Annotated in this window: 19 protein-coding genes; 5 read left to right on the plus strand and 14 right to left on the minus strand. The window is 75.9% G+C overall.

Annotated elements, in window-relative coordinates; translation table 11 throughout:
- Positions 1-64: 64 nt before the first annotated feature.
- Entirely contained in the window at positions 65-913 is an 849-nt protein-coding gene (locus ACRYM6_RS03070; protein WP_432541069.1) for an NADase-type glycan-binding domain-containing protein, read from the minus strand.
- 209 nt (positions 914-1,122) lie between these two features.
- Positions 1,123-2,547: a type I glutamate--ammonia ligase gene (gene glnA, locus ACRYM6_RS03075; RefSeq protein ID WP_432541070.1), complete on the minus strand. Its 1,425-nt coding sequence runs from the start codon at positions 2,545-2,547 to the stop codon at positions 1,123-1,125.
- A gap of 172 nt (positions 2,548-2,719) precedes the next feature.
- Here glnA and ACRYM6_RS03080 point away from each other — a divergent pair, with 172 nt between their 5' ends.
- On the plus strand, positions 2,720-3,136 hold the full coding sequence (locus ACRYM6_RS03080) for an RDD family protein (RefSeq protein WP_432541071.1): 417 nt from the start codon (positions 2,720-2,722) through the stop codon (positions 3,134-3,136).
- Between the two features lie 97 nt (positions 3,137-3,233).
- Here ACRYM6_RS03080 and ACRYM6_RS03085 read toward each other — a convergent pair whose 3' ends face one another.
- From ACRYM6_RS03085 to ACRYM6_RS03095, 3 genes are read right to left on the minus strand one after another with little or no spacing between them, the layout of a single operon-like run.
- Positions 3,234-3,962: a DUF4191 domain-containing protein gene (locus ACRYM6_RS03085; RefSeq protein WP_432541073.1), complete on the minus strand. Its 729-nt coding sequence runs from the start codon at positions 3,960-3,962 to the stop codon at positions 3,234-3,236.
- A 36-nt stretch (positions 3,963-3,998) separates the two neighbouring features.
- Positions 3,999-5,012 carry a lipoyl synthase gene (gene lipA / locus ACRYM6_RS03090; RefSeq protein WP_432541075.1) on the minus strand — a complete coding sequence of 338 codons (1,014 nt, stop codon included), beginning with the start codon at positions 5,010-5,012 and terminating at the stop codon, positions 3,999-4,001.
- A 20-nt stretch (positions 5,013-5,032) separates the two neighbouring features.
- Entirely contained in the window at positions 5,033-6,415 is a 1,383-nt protein-coding gene (locus ACRYM6_RS03095; RefSeq protein ID WP_432541077.1) for a serine hydrolase domain-containing protein, read from the minus strand.
- Positions 6,416-6,465: 50 nt separating this feature from the next.
- On the opposite strand from ACRYM6_RS03095, the gene ACRYM6_RS03100 reads away from it, so the two are divergent.
- Positions 6,466-7,389, plus strand: a complete 924-nt coding sequence (locus ACRYM6_RS03100) for an LLM class F420-dependent oxidoreductase (protein WP_432541078.1) — start codon at positions 6,466-6,468, stop codon at positions 7,387-7,389.
- Positions 7,390-7,393: 4 nt separating this feature from the next.
- On the opposite strand, the gene lipB is transcribed toward ACRYM6_RS03100, so the two are convergent.
- Genes lipB through ACRYM6_RS03115 form a run of 3 tightly spaced genes read right to left on the minus strand, consistent with a single transcriptional unit; the run spans position 7,394 to position 10,135 of the window.
- Positions 7,394-8,068, minus strand: a complete 675-nt coding sequence (lipB, locus tag ACRYM6_RS03105; protein ID WP_432541228.1) for a lipoyl(octanoyl) transferase LipB — start codon at positions 8,066-8,068, stop codon at positions 7,394-7,396.
- Positions 8,069-8,082: 14 nt separating this feature from the next.
- The gene (locus ACRYM6_RS03110) at positions 8,083-8,817 is read right to left on the minus strand and encodes a Type 1 glutamine amidotransferase-like domain-containing protein (protein WP_432541080.1); all 735 of its coding nucleotides are present in this window, start codon (positions 8,815-8,817) and stop codon (positions 8,083-8,085) included.
- Positions 8,807-10,135, minus strand: a complete 1,329-nt coding sequence (locus ACRYM6_RS03115) for an NAD(P)/FAD-dependent oxidoreductase (protein WP_432541081.1) — start codon at positions 10,133-10,135, stop codon at positions 8,807-8,809. The genes ACRYM6_RS03110 and ACRYM6_RS03115 overlap by 11 nt, the downstream gene beginning before the upstream one ends.
- Before the next feature lie 68 nt (positions 10,136-10,203).
- On the opposite strand from ACRYM6_RS03115, the gene ACRYM6_RS03120 reads away from it, so the two are divergent.
- Positions 10,204-11,937 carry a protein kinase domain-containing protein gene (locus ACRYM6_RS03120; RefSeq protein WP_432541083.1) on the plus strand — a complete coding sequence of 578 codons (1,734 nt, stop codon included), beginning with the start codon at positions 10,204-10,206 and terminating at the stop codon, positions 11,935-11,937.
- Between the two features lie 19 nt (positions 11,938-11,956).
- Here ACRYM6_RS03120 and ACRYM6_RS03125 read toward each other — a convergent pair whose 3' ends face one another.
- The 5 genes from ACRYM6_RS03125 to ACRYM6_RS03145 all read right to left on the minus strand — a co-directional run bounded on the left by ACRYM6_RS03125 (position 11,957) and on the right by ACRYM6_RS03145 (position 18,617).
- Positions 11,957-12,847, minus strand: coding sequence for a TIGR01777 family oxidoreductase (locus ACRYM6_RS03125; protein WP_432541085.1), 891 nt, complete (start codon positions 12,845-12,847; stop codon positions 11,957-11,959).
- 91 nt (positions 12,848-12,938) lie between these two features.
- Positions 12,939-14,774, minus strand: coding sequence for a 2-oxoglutarate dehydrogenase, E2 component, dihydrolipoamide succinyltransferase (sucB, locus tag ACRYM6_RS03130; protein ID WP_432541087.1), 1,836 nt, complete (start codon positions 14,772-14,774; stop codon positions 12,939-12,941).
- A 77-nt stretch (positions 14,775-14,851) separates the two neighbouring features.
- Positions 14,852-16,231: a dihydrolipoyl dehydrogenase gene (gene lpdA, locus ACRYM6_RS03135; RefSeq protein ID WP_432541088.1), complete on the minus strand. Its 1,380-nt coding sequence runs from the start codon at positions 16,229-16,231 to the stop codon at positions 14,852-14,854.
- Positions 16,232-16,470: 239 nt separating this feature from the next.
- Positions 16,471-16,851 (minus strand): hypothetical protein, encoded by a 381-nt coding sequence (locus ACRYM6_RS03140; protein ID WP_432541089.1) that lies wholly within the window; start codon positions 16,849-16,851, stop codon positions 16,471-16,473.
- Positions 16,852-17,114: 263 nt separating this feature from the next.
- Entirely contained in the window at positions 17,115-18,617 is a 1,503-nt protein-coding gene (locus ACRYM6_RS03145; protein WP_432541091.1) for a leucyl aminopeptidase, read from the minus strand.
- A gap of 22 nt (positions 18,618-18,639) precedes the next feature.
- Between ACRYM6_RS03145 and ACRYM6_RS03150 the strand changes: the two genes are divergently transcribed.
- A complete protein-coding gene (locus ACRYM6_RS03150) occupies positions 18,640-19,380 on the plus strand; it encodes a GNAT family N-acetyltransferase (protein WP_432541092.1) in 741 nt (246 codons plus the stop codon).
- On the opposite strand, the gene ACRYM6_RS03155 is transcribed toward ACRYM6_RS03150, so the two are convergent.
- A complete protein-coding gene (locus ACRYM6_RS03155; RefSeq protein ID WP_432541093.1) occupies positions 19,281-20,507 on the minus strand; it encodes a nicotinate-nucleotide--dimethylbenzimidazole phosphoribosyltransferase in 1,227 nt (408 codons plus the stop codon). The two genes, ACRYM6_RS03150 and ACRYM6_RS03155, sit on opposite strands and share 100 nt — an antisense overlap.
- A gap of 172 nt (positions 20,508-20,679) precedes the next feature.
- On the opposite strand from ACRYM6_RS03155, the gene ACRYM6_RS03160 reads away from it, so the two are divergent.
- Positions 20,680-21,936: a GAF domain-containing protein gene (locus ACRYM6_RS03160; protein ID WP_432541095.1), complete on the plus strand. Its 1,257-nt coding sequence runs from the start codon at positions 20,680-20,682 to the stop codon at positions 21,934-21,936.
- Positions 21,937-22,028: the final 92 nt, after the last annotated feature.

A 22,028-nucleotide genomic window follows, 5' to 3' on the forward strand; every position in this document is an offset into this window, starting at 1 on the left:
GGCTGTGCGTACTGCGACAACCTACGGCCGCCCACCCCGCGCGCCCGACCGGGTTCCCCGGGGGTCAGGAGTTCGCGAACGCCACGTCGCTGATGGCGGTGCGGTCGAACCGCCCACCAGCGCCCGGACGGGTCACGTCCTCGATGGTGAGGTCCACCGACGTCGCCTCCACGGGCGTGACCGTCAGCCGCTGCACCCCGCGGTCACCGTCGCGCAGCGTCTGCCGCACCGGGACCGGTCCCGTGGCGGTCCGGAACGTCCACGTCACCGCGGTGATGCGCCGGCCCTGCGCGTAGCGGTCGGTCCCGTCGTACGGGTCGACCTTCGCGAAACCGTTGACCAGCCCGACCTCGGTGAGGCGGACCGCGCCGTCGAACGTGAACGTCAGCGTGGACCCCGTCGCGTCGCCCTCGGTCCGCCACGCCGTCGACGGCGAGCCGTCGAGCACGTTCTCGACGTCGTAGCCGGTGGTGCGCCCGGCGGCGTCGGCGCTGTCGGGGGAGGTGCTGGGCGCGCTCGCCCCGGTCGGGACGACGGGCCCGACGGGGTGGGTGGGCGCGGGGGCCGGGGCGCTCGCCACGGGCTCCACCGCGGGGACCGGTGCCGGCGCGGACGCGGTGGCCGACTCGGTGGCCGGTGCGGTGGCCGGTGCGGCGCTCGGGGAGGCGGCGACCGTGCGGGCGCTGTCGTCGGCAGGGCGCAGCAACCACCACAGGGACACCGCGACCGCCGCGACGAGCCCGAGGGCGAGCGCCGCCACCACGGGCCACGACCGGGAGCGGGCGCGCGGTGCGGTGACGACCTCCAGCCGTTGCGGGGCGACCGGTTCACGGCGTTCACCGCAGGTCCAGCAGAAGGTGTCGGCCTCGCGCATGCCGGCGCGGCACGCACGGCAGGTGGTGGTCGTCGGCACCGGGCACCCCGTCCTCGGGTCGTGTCGAAGCGGCGACGTCCTGTCACCGGAGATCCACAAGATACTCCCGGTGGTGGCACCCGGTCAGCAGCCCGACGCGCCCGGTCAGCGGCCCGGCCGCGGGGTGGCCCGCGAACGCCGAGGACCCCCACCCCCGGGAGGGGGTGGGGGTCCGGGCGACTCACCGCGGCAGCGGGCGCAGCGGGGGATCAGATGTCGTAGTAGAGCTCGAACTCGTGCGGGTGCGGGCGCAGCCGGATCGGGTCGATCTCGTTGGTGCGCTTGTAGTCGATCCACGTCTCGATGAGGTCGGCGGTGAACACGCCGCCCTCGAGGAGGTACTCGTGGTCGGCCTCGAGCGCGTCCAGCACGGACCCGAGGTCGTAGGGGACCGTCTTGATGTTCGCGTGCTCCTCGGGCGGGAGCTCGTAGAGGTCCTTGTCGACCGGGTCGGCCGGCTCGATGCGGTTCTTGATGCCGTCCAGGCCGGCCATCAGCTGCGCCGCGAACGCCAGGTACGGGTTGGCCGACGGGTCCGGCACGCGGAACTCGATGCGCTTGGCCTTGGGGGAGTTCCCGGTGATCGGGATGCGGATGCACGCCGAGCGGTTGCGGGCCGAGTAGACCAGGTTGACCGGGGCCTCGTAGCCGGGGACCAGGCGGTGGTAGGAGTTCACCGTCGGGTTCGTGAAGGCCAGCAGCGACGGCGCGTGGTGCAGCAGGCCGCCGATGTACCAGCGGGCCAGGTCGGACAGGCCGCCGTAGCCCTTCTCGTCGTAGAACAGCGGCTCGCCGTTCTTCCACAGCGACTGGTGGCAGTGCATGCCCGAGCCGTTGTCGCCGAACAGCGGCTTGGGCATGAAGGTCACGGTGTGACCGTTGCGCAGCGCCACGTTCTTGATGATGTACTTGAAGAGCAGCAGCTGGTCGCCGGCGTTCTTCAGGGTGTCGAACTTGTAGTTGATCTCGGCCTGGCCGGCGGTGCCCACCTCGTGGTGCGCGCGCTCGACCTGCAGGCCGGCCTTCTCCAGCTCCACGACCATCTCGTCGCGCAGGTCCGAGAAGTGGTCGATCGGGGCGACGGGGAAGTACCCGCCCTTGTAGCGGGTCTTGTACCCGAGGTTCCCACCCTCCTCCTTGCGGCCGGTGTTCCACGCGGCCTCGATGGAGTCGATGTGGTAGTACGACTCGCGCTGGTTCGTCTCGAACCGCACGTCGTCGAAGATGTAGAACTCGGCCTCGGGCCCGAAGAAGACGGTGTCCGCGATGCCGGTGGTCTTCAGGTACGCCTCGGCCTTGGCCGCGATGTTCCGCGGGTCGCGGCTGTACGCCTCGTTCGTGAACGGGTCCACGATCGAGTGGTTGATGACGAGGGTCTTCTCCTTCCGGAACGGGTCCAGGAAGGCCGACGTCGGGTCCGCGATGAGCTTCATGTCGGACTCGTGGATGGCCTGGAAGCCGCGGATCGAGGACCCGTCGAACATCTGGCCCTCGGACAGGGCGTCGACGTCCACCGTGCCGGCGGGGACGGTGAAGTGCTGCATGACACCGGGCAGGTCGCAGAACCGGATGTCGACGAACTTCACGTCCTCGCGCGCGATGAAGTCGACGACCTCTTGGGCGTTGCTGAACATCCAACCTCCAGGAACGGATCCGGCCCGGGTGTCGAGCCGCCGCGGACGCGCCGACCGTAGGGGCACGATGTTTCGTGCTCGTTACGCCGGCGTTTCCGCAACCTTACCGACGCGTCAGATCGGGCGACAGGGTGGACCGGGGGGCCCGGTGGACGGCACGTACCCTGGTGCCGTGGCCGACCCGACGACCAGCCAGACCCCCGAGCCCCCCGCCGGTGCCCGGCTCGGGCTGCCCGCCACCGGTCGCGGCGCCGTCGCGGGCTGGGGCCGACGCGTGGTCGGGCTCCTCGTCGACTGGGCCGTCGCGACGCTCATCGCGCGGGCCTTCCTGACCGGCCTGGGCCGGGACCTCGGCCCCCTGCTCGTCTTCCTCGCCATGCACGTGCTGCTCGTCTCGACCGTCGGCATGAGCATCGGCCACGCCGTCGCCGGTCTCGCGGTGCGACGGCTCGACGGTCGGCCGGTGGGCCTGGCCCTCGGCGCGGCCCGCGCGGTGCTGCTCACCCTGGTCATCCCCGCCGTCGTCTTCGACGGCGACCGCCGCGGGCTGCACGACCGCGCCTCCCGCACCGTCGTCGTCCGCCGCTGACCCCGGCCCCGACGCACGGAGCCCCCGACGCACGGAGCCCCCGCGACCGACCGGCCCGCGGGCCGGTGGTCACGGGGGCTCGACGCCTCCCGGCGGGTCAGCGCCCGCGCATGGCCCGGCGGTCGGGGCGGGCGTTCATCGGGTCGATGCCCTTGGGGACCGGCGGCCGGATCCCGCCCAGGGCCCGCAGCCGCTTCTGCACGGCGGCGACCTCCTGCTTCGTCAGCTGCGGCTTGAGGCGCTGGACGCGCGAGGCCAGCTTCCGCAGCGGCACCTCGCCCTCCGAGCCGCCGTCGCCGACGGTGAACAGGTGGACCGGCACGTTGGGGACGACCCGGGCGACCTTGCGCCGCTCCGCCTCCAGCAACCGGCGGACGCGGGTGGGCGGGCCGTCGCCGACCAGCACGATCCCGCCGCGCCCGAGGGCCCGGAAGACCATGTCCTGGTTGCGGGCCTCAGCCGCCACCGGCTCCTGCTCGACCGTCCAGCCCCGGCGGATCGAGGACAGCGCCGCGCCCGCGGCGCCCTTCTGGCCCTCGAGGTTCATGTAGGCCGCGCTCTCGGCGCGCCGCCCCAGCACGAACATCGCCGCCAGGACGCCCAGCAGCACGCCCAGGATCGTGAAGTAGATCGGGTGGTCCACCAGCAGGCCCACGACCAGCCCCAGGACGATCGGGCCCGCGAACGCCAGCAGCAGCCACCACTTGGCCGACGGGTCGACCCGCACGGTCATGTCGTAGACCTGCTTGAGCTGGCGGGTGCGCTTCCACCGCTGCTTCTTCGGCTTCGGCGCCGCTGTCGCGCCGGCTTTCTCCCGTCGTGCCATGAGGGCAAGGATAGGCCCGCACGGCCGGCCCCCGGTTCAGCGGGCGAGCAGGCTCGAGGCCTCCTGCGCCGCGGGGGACTCCTTGTCCAGGTGCGCCAGCTGCTCGGGGATCGCGACGCCGCGGTGGCGCATGGCCTGCGCCCACAACCGGCCCGCCCGGTAGGACGACCGGACCAGCGGGCCGGCCATGACGCCCGCGAAGCCCATCTCCTGCGCGGCCTGCGAGAACTCCACGAACGCCTGCGGCTTCACCCACCGCTCGACCGGGTGGTGCCGGGGCGTCGGGCGCAGGTACTGGGTGATCGTGATGATGTCGCAGCCGGCCTCGTGCAGGTCCCGCAGCGCGGCCAGGACCTCCTCGTCGGTCTCGCCCATCCCCAGGATGAGGTTCGACTTCGTCACCAGCCCCGCGTCCCGGCCGGCGGTGATGACGTCCAGGGACCGCTCGTAGCGGAAGGCCGGGCGGATCGACTTGAAGATGCGCGGCACCGTCTCGACGTTGTGCGCGAAGACCTCCGGCTGGGCGTCGAAGACCTGCTGCAGCAGCTCGGGCCGGCCGTTGAAGTCCGGGACGAGGATCTCCACGCCCGTGTGGAAGTCGCCGTCGGAGTTGAGGGCGTGGGTCTGCCGGATCGTCTCGGCGTACAGCCACGCCCCGCCGTCGGCGAGGTCGTCGCGCGCGACACCGGTGATGGTCGCGTAGCGCAGCCCCATCGTGCGGATGCTCTCGGCGACCCGGCGGGGCTCGTCGCGGTCCAGCGGCGACGGCTTGCCGGTGTCGATCTGGCAGAAGTCGCAGCGGCGGGTGCACTCGGAGCCGCCGATGAGGAACGTCGCCTCGCGGTCCTCCCAGCACTCGTAGATGTTGGGGCAGCCCGCCTCCTCGCACACCGTGTGCAGGCCGCCGGACTTCACCAGGCCCTTCAGCTCGGTGTAGTCCGGCCCCGTGCGGGCCCGGGTGCGGATCCAGTCCGGCTTCCGCTCGATCGGCGTCTCGGCGTTGCGCGCCTCGATGCGCAGCATCCGACGGCCTTCCGGTGCGATCGTCACCCCACCAGCGTACGTGGCGGTCACGACAGCGGCGTCCACCCCCGCCCGTCCACCCCGCCGGGCACGTCGGCCGCCGGGTCGTACGGCGTGCGGGTCAGCCGGAAGCTGGCCAGGTCCAGGTGCGACACCGCGCCGTCGCCGCCGCGGACCGGGCGCAGCAGCTCACCGGCGTAGTAGTGGTCCAGGCCCCGCCAGACCTGCTCGCCGGCCACCACGCGCTCGCGCACGAACCGCGACCCGCGACCGGACCCGTGCATCCCCGCCAGCTCGAACCCCGTGGCGCTCGCGCGCACCAGCAGCGGCGCCGGGCCCCAGTACCAGGGCCCCACCAGCTCCAGCACGTCGGCGGGCACCTCGCGCGGCACCCACGGCACCGGGGGGTGCGGCTCGGTCTCCCGCAGCGTCGACAGCAGCCGGGCGGGCAGGTCGCCGAAACCCGTCGTGGAGTTCGTCAGGGCGATCACCGCGTCACCGGTGGCGACGTCGACGCGCAGCATCGCCACGAAGCCGGGCATCGACCCCGAGTGCCCCGCGAACCGCCGGCCCCCGGCGTTCCACACCTGCAGCCCCAGCCCGTAGCCGCTCGCCCAGGCCCCGCCTCGGGTGTCGTCGACGCTCTGCGGCTCCCACATCGACTCCACCGTCGCGCGCTGCAGCACCGGTGAGTTCCCGGCCACCACCACCGCCCAGCGGGCGAGGTCCAGGACCGTCGACCAGATCTGCCCGGCCGGGGCCATCGCCCCGGCGTCGTGCTCCGGCTCGGGCAGGACGACGTCGGCCCACGGGTGCACCGCCAGCCCCTGCGCGGCCGGGGCCTGCGGGCGCAGCGACGTGCGCGCCATGGCCAGCGGCTCCAGGAACTGCGCGTGCACGACCTCGTGCCACGGCGCCGACCGCACCCGGGCGACGAGCTCACCGAGCACGCCGAACCCGACGTTGGAGTAGTGGAACCGGGTCCCCGGGCGGTGCCGCACGGCCCCCTCGCCCAGCAGCGGGACCAGCGAGGCCCAGTCCCCGCCCGGCGTCCGCTCCCACCACGGGCCGTCCGTCTCGGCCTGCACGCCACCGGCCTGCCCCAGCAGCTGACCGACCGTGACCCGCCCCACGCCGTCGGTCAGCTCCGGCAGGTGGGCGCGCACGGGGTCCTCCAGGCCCACGAGCCCGTCCTCCACCGCCCGCAGGACGGCCGCGGCCACGAACGTCTTCGTGATCGACCCGATGCGGTACTGCGTCTCCGGGCCCGGGTCGCCCGGAACCCCCGTCGTGCCCGCCGCCCCGGTCCAGACCAGCTCGCCGTCGCGCACCAGCCCGGCCACCACCGAGGGCAGCCGGGACGCGGACTGCGCACCGGAGAGCAGGTCGTCCAGGGTGCGGGCCGTCGAGGGCAGCAACAGGGTGGTCATGGACCGACCCTGCCAGAGGCCGCGCCGGGACGACGCGACAGGATGCCGTCGTGGACCTGCGCATCTTCACCGAACCCCAGCAAGGCGCCAGCTACGAGACCCTGCGCCGCATCGCCGTCCGGACCGAGGAGACCGGGTTCTCCGCGTTCTTCCGGTCCGACCACTACCTCACGATGGGCGGCGACGGGCTGCCCGGCCCGAGCGACGCCTGGACGACCCTGGCGGGCCTGGCCCGCGACACCACCTCGGTCCGGCTCGGCACGCTCGTCACCTCGGCCACGTTCCGCCACCCCGGCGTGCTCGCGATCCAGGTCGCCGGCGTCGACGAGATGTCCGGCGGCCGCGTCGAGCTCGGCCTCGGGGCCGGCTGGTACGAGGCCGAGCACACCGCCTACGGCATCCCCTTCCCGTCCGTGGGCGAGCGCTTCGACCGCTTCGAGGAGCAGCTCGCCCTCATCACCGGGATGTGGGCCACCCCGGTGGGGGAGACGTTCGACTTCCGGGGCCGGCACTACGCGCTGGCCGACTCCCCGGCGCTGCCCCGGCCCGTCCAGCCGAGCGTGCCGATCGTCGTCGGCGGCGCGGCGCGCCCCCGGGGAGCCGCGCTCGCGGCGCGGTACGCCACCGAGTTCAACGTCCCCTTCAGCTCCCCCCGGGAGACCTCCGAACGGTTCGAGCGGGTCCGCGCCGCCTGCACGGCCGCCGGGCGCGACCCGCAGGACCTGACGTACTCGGCCGCCCTGGTGCTGTGCGCCGGCCGCGACGAGGCCGAGTTCACCCGGCGGGCCGCGGCCATCGGCCGGGAGCCGGCGGACCTGCGCGAGAACGGGCTGGCCGGGACCGTCCCGGAGGTCGTCGACGCGATCGGCCGGTACGCCGAGGCGGGGGTCGAGCGCCTCTACCTGCAGGTCCTCGACCTGTCCGACCTCGACCACCTCGACCTCGTCGCCGGGCAGGTCGCGCCGCAGGTGTGACCGGTCAGCCCGGAGGCGGCGGGGTCGGGCCCGCTCCCGGCAGGTCCGCGCCGGGCAGCAGCTCGGTCACCACCGCCGCCGCCTCCGGCACCCCGACCCGCCGGCCCGCGCGGGCGCTGAGCGACGTCGCGCCCGCGTCCGGCAGCCCGCACGGCACGATGCGGCTGAAACCCCGCAGGTCCGTGTCGCAGTTCAGCGCGAAACCGTGCATGGTCACCCCGCGGGCGACCCGCACCCCGATCGCGGCGAGCTTGTTCTCCGCCCGCCAGCCCGGGGCCAGCGGCTCGTCCGCCGTCCATACCCCGGTCCGGTCCTCCACGCGGTAGCCCTCGACGCCGAACCGCGCCGCGACCGCGATGAGCAGCTCCTCCAGCCGGCGCACGTACCCCACGACGTCCAGCGCCCCGCGCAGCCGGACGACGGGGTACCCCACGAGCTGACCGGGGCCGTGCCAGGTGATCCGCCCCCCGCGGTCCACGTCCACGACCGGGGTCCCGTCGTCGGGACGTTCCCAGGAGTTCGTGCGGCGCCCCGCCGTGTACACCGGCGGGTGCTCCAGCAGCAGCACCGTGTCCGGGGCGTCGCCCGCGACCACCTGGGCGTGCCGGGCCCGCTGCAGCTCCCACGCCTCGGCGTAGTCCACCAGTCCCTCGCCGAGCCGCACCGGCTCGACGACCAGCTCCGCCACCCGCGTCACCCCCGCAGGTCCCGCGGTTCGACGCGCGTCTCCACGACCCCCTCGGGCCCGCGGCGCACCACGTAGGCGCCCTTGCCGGGGACCTCGGTGACGGCCTCGACGAGCTCGGTGCCCCGGTACACCAGGCCCACGCCGTCGTCGCTGCAGTGCGTCTCGCCCAGGACCCCCGACGCCACCAGCTCGTGCACGAGCGGACGGCGGCGCGCCTCGGAGTCGTAGTGCACCCCGTTGCCGTACGGCAGCAGGCCCAGCCCGTCCGTCACCGGGCGCAGCACCGGGCCGAAGGAGTCCGTGGTCCCGCCCTCGAACCAGCAGATCGACCCCGCGGACACCCCGCCGAGCACCACCCCGGCCTCCCACGCGGCGCGGAACGCCTCGCCCAGCCCGTGCACCCGCCACACCGCGAGCAGGTTCGCGACCGACCCGCCGCCGACCCACACCACGTCCGAGGCCAGCAGCTGCCCGGCCGGGTCCTCGACGCTCGGCATCGGGAACAGGTCCAGGACCGTCGTGCGGAAACCCGCACGCTCCCCGGCGGCGTGGACCTCCGCGGCCCACGACCGCTGGTCCCCGGCCGCCGTCCCCAGGTACGTCAGCCGCGGCGCCCGGCCGACCGGGACCCGGGCCAGCCCGGCCGCCAGGTGGACCGTCCCGGCCCAGTCCACGCCGCCACGGTCCCGGCGGACCAGGCCCCCGGACGTGGCGACGATCGTCGGCCGCTCAGCCGGCACGCTTGAAACCGTTGCGGCCGAACGCCTTGGTCAGCACGGCGTCGGCCGCGCGGCGACCGGACACCAGTGCCCCCTGCAGCGAGGAGTTCTCCCGGTGGTCACCGGCCACGAACACCCCGTCCCCGACGTCGACGGGCTGCGGACCCTCGAACGGCGGCGCCACGACCGGCAGCGCGTGCGGCAGCGCGTGCGCCGCGACCCGCGTCCACGCCGCCGTGTTCACGCCGTACACGCGGCCCAGCTGCCGGCGGACCTGCTCCTCGACCGCCGAGGAGACGTCCGCGCCGAGGACCTGCGCGCTCACCAGCGCCCGGTGCTCCGCGCCGGCCCGCAGGTACTGCGGGGCCACCTCCGAGATCACCGCCGAGTTCACGACCGGGCCGGTCCGGTCACCGTCGAGGTGCAGGAGCTTCGCCCGCGACGACGGCGCCGGCGACGTCGCCGCCCCGAACCAGAACGTCGAGATCGCGTGGCTGCCGGGCACCCGCAGCGCCGGGACCAGGTGCCCCGCCGCGTGCGCGTCGGTCGCCACCACGATCGCCTCGCAGTTCACCCCGCCGCCGGCGGTCTCCACCACCAGGGACCGGGGGGCCAGGCCGATGTGCCGGACCTCCACGCCCGTCACGACCGTGCCGGCCGGCAGGGCCGCGGCCATCTGGTCCGGCACCGCCTGCATCCCGCCCGCCGGCAGCCCCGGGGTGCCGCGCAGGAAGGTGCGCACCAGCAGGTCGACGAAGCGCCGCGACGTCGTCCCCTCGGCCTCCCCGACCACCCCGGCCAGGAACGGCTCCAGCACCGACCGGCGCAGCTCGCCGTCGACGTCCGCGGCGTCCAGCGCCTGCGCCCACCCCGTGTCCGGCTCCTTCAGGGCGGCGGCCGAGGTCGTCCCCAGCACCCAGCGCGCGGCGGCCGCCTTCTCCTTCGCCGTCCCCAGCGGGAAGCGCAGGGCGTCCAGCACCGCCCTCGGGTGCCGGCGCGGGTCGCGCAGGGTGCTGACGCGGCCACCGCGGTGCACGGCGACCCCGGCGTCGAACGGCTGCAGGTCCAGGGCGTCCAGGTCCAGGACCTTCACGACCTCGGGGTAGGCGGGGTTCAGCAGCTGGAACCCCCGGTCCACCCGGAAGCCGTCGACCGTCTCCGACCGCACCCGGCCGCCCACGGCCTCCGCCGCCTCCACGACCAGGACGTCGACGCCGGCGGCGCTCAGGTGCCGCGCGCAGGCCAGGCCGGCGAGGCCGGCGCCGATGACGACGACCTCGGCGGAACCCCGCAGCGCGGCGGGCGGGTGGTGGATGTCGGGAAGGGAGCCAACGGTCACGCCCCAGAGCGTATCGAGCCTGTGGACAACGAGCGCGGCAGTCCCCGCCGGTGCGTCACCCTGTCCCGGTGACCCTCACCGACCCGACCACCGGGCCCCTGCGGCAGTGGCGGCGCGACGCGCTGGCCGCCCTGGGCGACGACCCCCGCCGCCGCCCGCCCGTCGTCGACGGGTACGCGGTGGGCCGCCTCGTCGGGGCCGGCGGGTCGAGCGTGGTGTGGGCCGGCACGGGCGCCGACGGCGTCGAGCGGGCCCTGAAGGTGCTCGCCGCGCCGGAGGGTGCCGCTCCCGACGCGGACCTGCTGGCCGAGCTGTCGATGCTGCGGCGCGTCCGGCACCCGCGCGTCGTGGCCGTCCACGACATCTCCACCGACGCCGCGGGGCGCCCCGTCCTCGTCCTCGACCTGGCTCCCGGGGGGTCGCTGGCGGGGGTGCTCAGCGGCCGCCGGCGGCTGTCGGCCGGGGAGGTCTCCGGCCTCGTCCACGTCCTCGGGCCGGCGCTGGAGGACCTGCACGCCGCCGGTGTCGTCCACGGCGACATCGCGCCCGGCAACGTCCTGCTCGACGCCCGGGGGGAGCCGCTGCTGGCCGACCTCGGCGTCTCGCGCGCCCTCGGTCGCCGGCACGGCAGCGTCCTGGGCACGCCGGGGTTCGCCGACCCGGCGGCGCTCGCGGGGGAGGGGGTGGGCGCGGCCTCGGACGTCTACGGCCTCGCGGCGCTGGCGTGGTGGGCGCTCACCGGCGAGGCGCCGTCCGCCGCCGGCGTCCTCGGAGCCCGGTCCGCGCACCGCCGCGCGGTGGCCGGGCTGCCGGCGCAGAACGCCGCTGCGGTCCTCGCCGCGCTGCGCGAGGGGCTGCACCGCAAGCCGTCGCGCCGGCCCACGCCCGGCGAGCTCGCGACCGCCGTGGTGGCCGCGGCGCGTCCGCGCGCGGTCCGCGCGGCCGTGCCCGCAGCGACCGGGGTCCCCGGTGCGGTGCCGGGTCAGGGGTCGTGCCCCGACGCCGACGGCGGGACCGGGCCGGCTCCGGCGCCCGCGGCGGTGACGCGGCGGGTGCGCTCGGCCGCGCCGGTCGTGGCGCCCCCGCCGGCCAGTGCCCGGCCCGCTGCCGGAGGACGCCCCGCTGCCGGAGGACGCCGGTCCACCCGGTCCACCCGGTCGTCGCGGCGCCGGGTGCGTCCGCTGCTGGTGGCGGCGGTGGGGGTGCCCCTGGTCGCGGGGGCCGGCCTCGTCCTCGCGCTGCGCGGGGACGGTGGTGGCGCGTCCCCGGCGGCCGCACCCGTCGCGGCCGAGGCCGTGGCGGACCGCGCGCCGGCCGAACCCGCCGCGGCCGGGCCGGTCACGGTCGAGCCGCCGGCCGGAGCCGCGGCCGGGGCGGCTCCGGCCTGGGAGCCCACGGCCGCGGACCGGGTCGGGGCCGAGGTCCTGAGCGGCGACGACGCCCTCGCCGTCGTGTCGGAGCTGGCCGACCGCCGGGCGCGGGCGTTCACCAGCGGACGGGTGCAGGCCCTGGACGAGGTGGACGTCCCCGCCGGCCCGGCCCGGGCGGCCGACGAGGCCGCGCTCGCCGAGCTGGCCGCCACCGGGTCGCGGTTCGAGGCCCTCGCCTTCGACGTGGTCGCCGCCCGTGAGCTCTCCCGGGACGGTGACCGCTGGGTGCTGGAGGCCGACGTCACGACCGGTGAGCACGTCGTGGTCTCCGCGGCCGGGACCCGGTCGCGGGTGCCCGCGGGCGAACCTCGGACCTCGGTGCTGACCCTGCAGCGCGTCGCGGGGCAGTGGCGCGTCGCCTCGGTCGGCTGAGCGCCCCGGTCGGCCCGTCTCAGGCCTGCGCGAGCCAGGCGGTCACGGCGGGCACGTCGGGGTGGCGGAACCCGAACCCCGCCTCCAGCAGGACGCGCGGGACGACCCGCTGGCTGCCCAGGGGCTGAGCGGCGAACTCGCCGAGCGCCAGGCGCAGGGCGGCGGCGGGCACGGGCAGCACGGCGGGGCGGTGCAGCGCCGCGCCCAGGGCGGTGGTCAGGGCCTGGTTCGTGGCCGGTTCGGGGCAGACGAGGTTCACCGGCCCGGACACGTCGTGGGTGAGCAGGAACTCCAGCGCCGCGAGCTCGTCCGGCATGGTGATGGGACTCCACCACTGCAGCCCCGAACCCAGCGGTCCCCCCAGGCCCAGGCGGAAGAGGGTGAGCAGCTGCCCGAACGCCCCGCCGACGGGGTTGGCCAGCAGGCCCGTGCGGGCCAGCGCGACCCGGATCCCGGCGTCGGCGGCCGGCGCGGTGCACCCCTCCCACTCCTGCACGACGTGGGCGAGGAAGTCGTCCCCCCACGGGGAGGACTCGTCGAGGACGGTCGACCCGCCCTCGCCGTAGGCCCCGATCGCCGAGGCGTTCACCAGGACCCGCGGCGCCTGGTCCAGGCGGAGCAGGGCCTGCACGAGCGTCGCGGTGGTCGAGACCCGCGAGCGCAGGATCGTCTCCTTGTACCCCTCGTTCCAGCGGCGGTCGCCGACCCCGGCGCCGGACAGGTTCACGACCGCCTCCACCCCGCGCAGCGCGGCGGGGTCGAGGGAGCCGGTCGCGGGGTCCCACGTCACCTCGTGCGGTTCACGCGCGGGGCGCCGCACGAGGGTGAGGACGTCGTGGCCGGAGCGGCGGAGGTGGGCGACGAGGTGACGGCCGATGAGGCCGCTGGCCCCGCTGACGACGGTGCGCACTGGGACTCCTGGGGCTGGAGGGGAGGGGGAGACGGAACAGCCCCGTCCCTCGCAGGAGGGACGGGGCTGCCGGTGGGACGGTGGGCGAGCCTCAGAGACCGAGGTCGCCCTCGAAGGCGCCGCCCTCGACGCGCTTCTTGACGGTCTGCAGGAAGCGGGCCGCGTCGGCGCCGTCGACGATCTGGTGGTCGTAGGACAGCGCCAGGTACATCATCGAGCGGATCGCGATGGTCTCCTGGCCCTCGGCGTCGGTGAGGACGACGGGGCGCTTGACGATCGCGCCGGTGCCGAGGATGGCGACCTGCGGGGCGTTGAGGATCGGGGTGTCGAACAGGGCCCCGATGCTGCCGGTGTTGGTGATGGTGAACGTGCCGCCGGACAGGTCGTCGGGCGTGATCTTGCTGGCCCGGGTGCGGGCCGCGAGGTCGGCGATCTTGCGGGCGAGGCCGCCGAGGTTCAGGTCACCGGCGTCCTTGATCACCGGGGTGATCAGGCCCTTCGGGGTGTCCACCGCGAGGGAGATGTTCTCGCTGCCGTGGTAGACGATGTTCTCGCCGTCGATGCTGGCGTTCAGCGAGGGGTGCTGCTTGAGCGCCTCGACCGCGGCCTTGACGAAAAACGGCAGGAAGGTCAGCTTCGCGCCCTCGTTCGCCGCGAAAGAGTCCTTGGCCCGCGCGCGCAGCCGCGCGATGCGCGTGACGTCGACCTCGATGACGGTGGTCAGCTGCGCGGAGTTCTGCAGCGACTCCTTCATGCGCTGGGCGATGACCTTGCGCAGCCGCGACATCTTCTCGGTGGTGCCCCGCTTGGGGGAGACCTCCACGGCCGGGGCGGCCGGGGCGGACGACGACGGCGCTGCGGCGGGGGCCGGCGCGGCGGTCTTCTCCGCGGCCTTCTCCGCGGCGGCCTTCTCCGCGGCCGCCTTGGCCTTGTCCGCGGCCTCCTGGACGTCCTGCTTGCGGACGCGGCCGCCGACGCCGGTCCCGGTGAGCGAGGACAGGTCCACGCCGAGCTCCTTGGCGAGCTTGCGGACCAGCGGCGTCACGTAGGTGCTGCCGCCGGTGGCCTGCGCCTGCGGCGCGGGCGCGGCGGGGGCCTCGGCAGCGGGAGTCGCCGGGGCGGCGGGCTGGGCCGGGGCGGCGGCCGGTTCGGCGGCGGGGGTGGCCGACGGCTGGGTCGCCGCCTCGGCCTGGGTCCGCGCCGCTTCGCGCTCCTGGACCTCGTCGGCCAGCGACTCCTCGGCCGCCGGCGCCGCGGCCGGTTCGTCGGCGGGGGCCTGCGGAGCCGGGGCGGACTGGGCGGACGCGTCACCGATGCGGGCCAGGTCGGCGCCCACTTCGGCGGTCTCGTCCTCGCCGACCAGGACCTCCAGCAGGGTGCCGGCGACCGGGGAGGGGATCTCGGTGTCGACCTTGTCGGTGGACACCTCCAGCAGGGGTTCGTCGACCTCGACGGTGTCGCCCACGGACTTGAGCCAGCGCGTCACGGTGCCCTCGGTGACGGACTCGCCCAAGGCCGGCATCTTCACGGCCTGCCCGGCCCCCGAGCCGCCGGAGACGGCCGGCGCCCCGGCGGCCGGCTGCGCCGACGGCTCGGGCTGGGTCTGGGGCTCGGGCTGGGGTTCGGGCTGCGGTGCGGGAGCCGGTTCCGCGGCGGGAGCCGGGGCGTCCGCGGAGCCGCCCTGCTCGGACTCCTCGCCGATGCGGGCCAGGTCGGCGCCCACCTCGGCGGTCTCGTCCTCGGGGACCAGGATCTCCAGGAGCACCCCGGCGACCGGGGAGGGGATCTCGGTGTCGACCTTGTCGGTCGAGACCTCCAGCAGCGGCTCGTCCACGGCGACGGTGTCACCGACCTGCTTCAGCCACCGCGTCACGGTGCCCTCGGTCACGCTCTCGCCGAGAGCGGGCATCTGCACCGAGTTCGACATCTCTACGGTTCTCCTCACGGACGGTTCCGGCGCCCGTGGACGCCGCGGGTTCAGGGTTTCGGACGAGTGCCCGGGGGCTACGAGTGCGAGTGCAGGGGCTTGCCGGCCAGCGCCAGGAACGCCTCGCCGAGCGCCTCGTTCTGCGTCGGGTGCGTATGGACCAGGGCCGCCACGTCCTCGGGGAACGCCTCCCAGTTCACGATGAGCTGGGCCTCGCCGACCTGCTCGCTCATCCGCGAACCGATCATGTGCACGCCCACGACCGGACCGTCCTTCTGCCGCACCAGCTTCACGAAGCCGGTGGTGCCCAGGATCTGGCTCTTGCCGTTGCCGCCGAGGTTGTACTCGAGCACGTCGACGTCGCCGTGCTTCTCCCGGGCCTTGGCCTCGGTGAGCCCGACCGAGGCGATCTCGGGCTCGCAGTAGGTGACCTTCGGGATGCCGACCTCGTCGACGGGCTGGGGGTCGAGGCCGGCGATCTCCTCGGCCACGAAGATGCCCTGCGCGAACCCGCGGTGGGCCAGCTGCAGACCGGGGACGATGTCGCCGACGGCGTAGACGCCCTCGACGTTCGTCCGCAGGCGCTCGTCGGTCAGGACGAACCCGCGGTCCATGGTGATGCCCTGCTCCTCGTACCCCAGGCCGGCCGTGTTCGGGCCGCGGCCCACGGCGACGAGCAGGAGGTCGGCCTCGAACGTCTTGCCGTCCTCCAGGGTCACCACGACGCCGGAGTCGTTCTGCTCGACGCCCTTGAACCGGACGCCGAGGGAGAAGGCGATGCCGCGCTTGCGGAAGGCGCGCTCGAGGGCCTTGCTGATGGCCTCGTCCTCGAGCGGGGCGAGGTGGGGCAGGGCCTCGACGACGGTGACGTCGGCCCCGAAGGAGCGCCAGACGCTGGCGAACTCGACGCCGATGACCCCGCCGCCGAGGACGACGACCTTGCGCGGCACCGAGTCCAGGGCCAGGGCCTGCTCGCTGGTGATGACGCGGCCGCCGATCTCCAGACCGGGCAGGCTGCGGGAGTAGGAGCCGGAGGCGAGCACGACGCTCTTGCCCGTGTAGCGGACGCCGTCGACCTCGACGGTGTTCTTGCCCACGAGCCTGCCGGTCCCGGCGACCAGTTCGACCTTGCGCGACTTCACCAGGCCCTGCAGGCCCTTGTAGAGCCGGGCGATGACGCCGTCCTTGTACTTGTTCACGCCGGCCATGTCGATCGAGTCGAACGTGGCGCGGACGCCGAACGCCTCGGACTCCCTGGCCGTGTCGGCGACCTCGGCGGCGTGGAGCAGGGCCTTGGTCGGGATGCACCCGCGGTGCAGGCAGGTCCCTCCCAGCCGGTCCTTCTCCACCAGGGCCACGGACAGGCCCAGCTCGGCGGCGCGCAGCGCGGCGGCGTAGCCCCCACTGCCTCCCCCGAGGATGACGACGTCGTACTCCTGCTCGGCGGCACCTGCCACGAAATGCTCCTGAAGTCGGCTGTGCTGGTGACTGCTCCTTCGCGATCCTCTCACTGCGCCCCGGCGGGGGCGCGAGGGGGTGCGTGGTGGGCCGCGGGGCCGTGGGACGGCACCCGCCGGAGCCGGTGCCCGGACGCGAGAACGGCACCTCCCGAGCTCGGGAGGTGCCGTTCTGCGTGGCGTCGTGGCCGGGTGTCGGGGGGTCGACGTCGCGACGGGCCGCGGGGCTGCGCCCCCGGTCAGCGCTCCTTCTCGGCGGTGGTCGACTCCTTGCGGGCGACCGCGCTCTCCTTGCGCTCGACGGTGGACTCCTTGCGGGTCACCACGGACTCCTTGCGCGTCACCACGGACTCCTTGCGGGTGACGACCGACTCCTTGCGGGTGACCACGCCCTCCTTGCGGGCGGTGGAGGACTCCTTGCGCGCGGTGGACGACTCCTTGCGCTGGGTCTCCTGGACCGTCTTCCCGAGGCCGGGAGCGGTCTTGGTGACCGTCGTCGCGGAGCCGGGGGCCGCGGTGGCCGAGGCCGCGCCGAGCCCACCGCCGGCGATGACCGCGGCCGCGGTGAGGGACAGGGCCGCGCGGCGGGCGAAGGTCTGGACGGACTGACGCGTGGACATGGTGCCTCCGTGACACGTGCTCCGGTGCACACCGGGAGCTTGGGTGAGGGAGCCGAGCGGGTCGGCGGTGACGCCCCCGAACTAGGCCGTCACGGTGAGCATATATCTAGTAGCTGAACGTGCACGACGGGTGAGGGGTGAGGATCACCCGTTCGGCCTACTGGCGCTCCTGCGGAGCGGAAAGAGCCGCGAAACGGCTTCCCCTGCACGCGTTCTCGTCCCGGGAACGTTCCCAGGACGAGCTCGCGCAGGCCCCCGGCCCCTCAGGCGCGCGCGTGGTCCTCGGCCAGCGCCACCAGCGTGCGGACCGCCACGCCGGTGCCCCCGCGGTGGGTGTACCCCCACGGCTCGCCCGTCGCGAAGGCCGGGCCCGCGATGTCCAGGTGGGCCCACGGGATCGGGGTGCCGGCGGCGGAGTCGCCCACGAACTCGCGCAGGAAGACGGCCGCGACGAGCATCCCGCCCGCGCGGTCCCCGATGTTGGCGAGGTCCGCGACGGGGGAGTCGAGGGTCGCGCGCAGCTCGTCGGGCAGCGGCATCGGCCAGAACGACTCGCCGGCCCGCTCGGCCGCCGCCAGCACCGCGGCGCGGAAGGTGTCGTCGTTGCCCATGACCCCCGAGACGCGGTTGCCCAGCGCCACGACCTGCGCGCCGGTGAGGGTGGCGACGTCGACGATGGCGTCCGGCTGCTCCTGCGAGGCCGCGACGAGGGCGTCGCCCAGGACGAGCCGGCCCTCGGCGTCGGTGTTCAGGACCTCGACCGTCGTGCCGCCGAACATCGTCAGCACGTCGGAGGGGCGGATCGCCGTGCCCGAGGGCATGTTCTCGGCCACCGCCAGCCACCCCGTGACCTTGATCGGCAGCTTGAGCTCGGCGACCGCCCGCACGGCGGCCAGCACGGCCGCGGCGCCGGACATGTCGCTCTTCATCGTCTCCATGCCGGCCGCCGGCTTGATCGACAGCCCGCCGGAGTCGAAGGTGATGCCCTTGCCGACGAACGCCAGGTGGCCCTTCGCCCGCGCCGGCGCGTGCTCCAGCACGACGAGCCGCGGGGGGCGCGAGGACCCCTGCCCGACCCCGAGGATCCCGCCGTAGCCCCCGGCGGCGAGCGCGTCCTCGTCCAGGACGCGGACCGTCACCCCGGTGCCCTCGGCGGCCCGGACCGCGGCGTCGGCCAGGTCGGCCGGGGCCAGGTCGGCCGGTGCGGTGTTGATCAGGTCCCGCGCGGTGTGGACGGCGGCGGCGACGACGGCGGCGCGGTCGACGGCGGCCCGGAGCGCCTTGTCCCGCGGCTTGTCGACCAGCAGCGTCACCTCGGCCACCGGTTCGCGGGTGGCCGCGCGGTAGCGGGTGAAGGCGTAGGCGCCCAGCGCGGCCCCCTCGGCCACGGCGGCCGCGGTCGCCGCGTCCGGCAGCGGCAGCGCGAGGGCGACGCGGCGCGACCCGGCCAGCGCGCGCACGGCGGAGCCGGCGGCGCGGCGCAGCGTCTCGAGGTCCGCGTCGGTCCCGAGCCCGACCAGCGCGACGAGGCTGGTCGCCGTCCCGGCGACCCCCGGGACCAGGTGCACCTGACCGGCGTCGCCGGTCGCGCCGAGCGCCGCGGCGCCGTCGGCGAGCGCACCGCGCGTCGCCCGGGGCAGGTCCTCACCCCCCAGCAGGACCGGCGCGGTGGACTTCGCGCCCGCGGGTGCCGGCACCAGGCCCAGCACCAGGGCGTCCACCGACACGCTCTTGACCGACTTGCTGCTGAGGAGGAGACGCGGCACCCCGGCACCCTAACGTGACCGTGTGCGACAGGGCAGAGGGCCGGGACGGGGCGGGTCGGCCGGCGACGGTCGCGACGGGTGCGAGGAGGAGGTCCGGCCGGGGGTCCGGTGGCGGGCGGTCCGCGCCGAGGACGCCGCGGCCCTGTCGCGGATCTGCCGCCTCACCGGCGACGCGGGCCGCGACGCCAGCGACCTGACCGCCTTCCCCGACCTGCTCGGCGACGTCTACGCGGCCCCCTACGCCCACCACGAGGCGGCCTTCGGGACGCTGGTCCTGGACGAGGAGGGCCCCGCCGGGTACGTCCTGGGGTGCCTGGACACCGCCCGCTTCGAGCGCTGGCGCGCCGACCGCTGGTGGCCGCCGCTGCGCGAGCGCTACCCCCGCACCGGTGACCGCCCCCTCGACGCCGGTCTGCTGCGGTCCGTCCACGAGCCGGTGGTGCCGTCCCCGGTGTGGACCGCCTTCCCCTCCCACCTGCACGTCGACCTGCTGCCGCGCCTGCAGGGGCGGGGGGTCGGCCGGGCGCTGATCGAGCGGTTGTGCGGCCAGCTCGCGGCGGCCGGGTCACCGGGGGTGCACCTGGGCGTGTCGGCCGCCAACCCCGGCGCGGTGGCGTTCTACCGCCGCACCGGGTTCACCGAGCTCGAGGCCACCGCGACCGGTCACACGTTCGGGCGGGTGCTCTCCCCGGCGGGTCCGGCGGCGGCTCCGGGCGAGGGTTCGGGCTCGGGGGCGGGGGGAGGCTCGGGCGAGGCGCCCTGATCGTCCGGCCCGGCGAGGGCTCCGACGGCGACCGGGTCGGGCTCCGGGGCGGGCTCCGGGGCGGGCTCCGGGTCGGGCAGCGGGGGCAGCTCGGCCTCGTCGGCCTCGGCCAGCGCCTGCGCGGCCCGCAGCACCGGCAGCGCGGTCAGCGCCCCGGTGCCGCCGCCGCGACCGGCGCCCAGGTCCAGCAGGGGCGTCAGCTTCAGCCGGTCCACCGCCAGGGCCTGCGCGGGCTCGGCCGTGGCGGCACCGACCTGCCACCACTTCTCGGCCCCCGGCACGCCGCGGGAGGCGACCAGCGCGGCGGCCACGCCGACGGTCCCGTCGAGCAGCACGGGCGTGCGGCGCGCGGCGGCCCGCAGCAGGAACCCGACGGCCGCGCACACGTCGGCGCTGCCGACGGCCTGCAGCACCGCGGTCGGGCGGGTGGCCAGCTTGCGGGCCCGGCGCACGGCGTCGCGCACGGCCGCGGTCTTGCGCATCCACGCGTCGTCGTCGACGCCGCTGCCGCGCCCGACGACGTCGACCGCGCCCTTGCGCAGGCAGACCGCGACGAGGGTCGAGGCCACGGTCGTGGCGCCCGCGCCGAGGTCGCCGAGCAGCAGCAGGTCGACCCCCGCGTCGACGGCCGCGTCGGCCACGGCCGCCCCGGCGCGCACCGCGGCCTCGGTCTCCTCGGTGCTCAGCGCGTCCTCGACGGCGATGTCCCCGGAGGGCCGCACAGCCCGCTCGATCACGCCGGCCGGCACCCCGGACGGCCCCTGCCCGCCCCAGTCGACGCCCACCGCGTGCACCTCGACGGGCACCCCGACCCGCGCGGCCAGCTCGGCGTGCGGCCCGCGGCCGGCCACCAGGTCGCGCACGGCCCGGGCCGTCCAGCCCGGCTCCAGCCGGGAGACGCCGCGGGCGGCGACCCCGTGGTCACCGGCGAACACCACGAGGCGGACGCGGTCGACGGGGCGCGCCACGTCGCGGTCCTGCGCCCCGGCCAGCCAGCGGGCCAGCTGGTCGGCGCGCGAGGCCGGCAGCAGCGGGGCCACCCGGCGCGGCCGGGCCGCGGAGGTGTGCGGGGACCGCAGGCCCTCGGCGATCTCGCGCAGGTTCAACGGCCGCGGGCCGTCGGTCATCGGGACTCCTCGGGGACGGGACCGGCGTGTGCTCCCGGCATGCTCCCACCCCGTCCGGCCCCACCCGGTTCCCTCCCGTCCCCACCACCCGGTGGAGGGTTGTCCGACCGGCGGCCCCCGCCTACCGTTCCGGGTACCCGGGTCCGCCGGGGGGCCCGACGGGAGGTCACCGGTGTCGGCAGGTCCGTCCAGCGCGCGCGAGGACTGGCTGGCGTCCAGCGCCGGCGGGGTCGAGGGCACCCCGCTGCCCGGCGCCCGCGAACTGGTGTCCTCCTCGTGGTGGCGCGCGCGCAGCAGCGGCCTGGACCCCGACCGGGTCCTGCCGCCGGTGCTGGCCGACGCCGCTGACCTGCGGGCCCGCCGCGAGGCCCACCCGCTGGCCGCGGTCCTGCCGACCGCCCGCCACCTGCTGCTGGCCGAACCGCTCGGGGTGCCGGTGCTGATGGCCGTCAGCGACCGGGACGGCACCCTGCTGTGGGTCGAGGGCGACCCGGGGCTGCGCCGGGCCGCCGAGGCCATGGCCTTCGTCGAGGGCGCCCGCTGGAGCGAGGACGTCGCCGGGACGAACGCCCCGGGCACGGCGCTGGCGCTGAACCGCCCCGTCCGCGTCCGGCGCGGCGAGCACTACGCGACGGCCGTGTCGGGGTGGAGCTGCTCGGCCGCCCCGGTGCGCGACCCGCTGACCGGGCAGGTGCTCGGCGTCCTCGACCTGACCGGCGGTGACGACCTGGGCCGCGAACGCGCGCTGGAGCTCGTCCGCGCCGCCGTCGGCGCCGTCGAGGGGGAGCTGCGCGTCGCCGCGCTGCGCCGCCGGCTGGTCCCGCGGGCCGCGGACGCCCCCGCTCCGCCGCGGCTGACCGTCCTGGGGGCCGTTCCGGCCCTGGAGGCCGCCGGGCAGCGCCGGCCGCTGTCGCTGCGGCACAGCGAGCTGCTCCTGCTGCTGCGCACGGGGCCGGCCGGCGGGCAGTCGGCCGCGCAGCTGGCCGCCGACCTCGACGACCGCGAGCTGGCCCCGGTCTCGGTGCGGGCCGAGGTGCACCGGCTGCGGGCGGCCCTGGCCGAGCGCACCCGCGGCGCGCTGGACGTGTCCCCGGCGCCGTACCGGCTGCTGGGGACGCTGCGGTGCGACGCCCTGGACCTGCGGGAGGCGCTGCGCGCCGGACGGACCCGCGAGGCCGTGCGGGCCTGGACGGGGGACCTGCTGCCCGGTTCGGACGCCCCCGGCGTCCGCGACCTGCGCGAGGAGCTGCGGACGGAGCTGCGCTCGGCGGTCCTGGAGGGCGACGACGACCAGGCGCTGCTGGAGTTCTCCCGCACCGCCCCCGGGCGCGGGGACGCCGTCGTGGCCCACGACCTCGTCGCCCGGCTGCAGCCGGGCGACCCCGGCCGGGCCGAGGCCGTCGCCCGCCTGCACCGCCTGCGGGGCTGACCACCGCCCCCTGCAACGCGGTTGCAACGCGCCCCGCCGCAGGCTGGGACCACGGCGACGGAGCAGTCGCCGGTCCCTCACCGTGGAGGTCG

Origin of the sequence: Kineococcus rugosus, assembly GCF_050871975.1 — a bacterium.
GTDB lineage: Bacteria > Actinomycetota > Actinomycetes > Actinomycetales > Kineococcaceae > Kineococcus.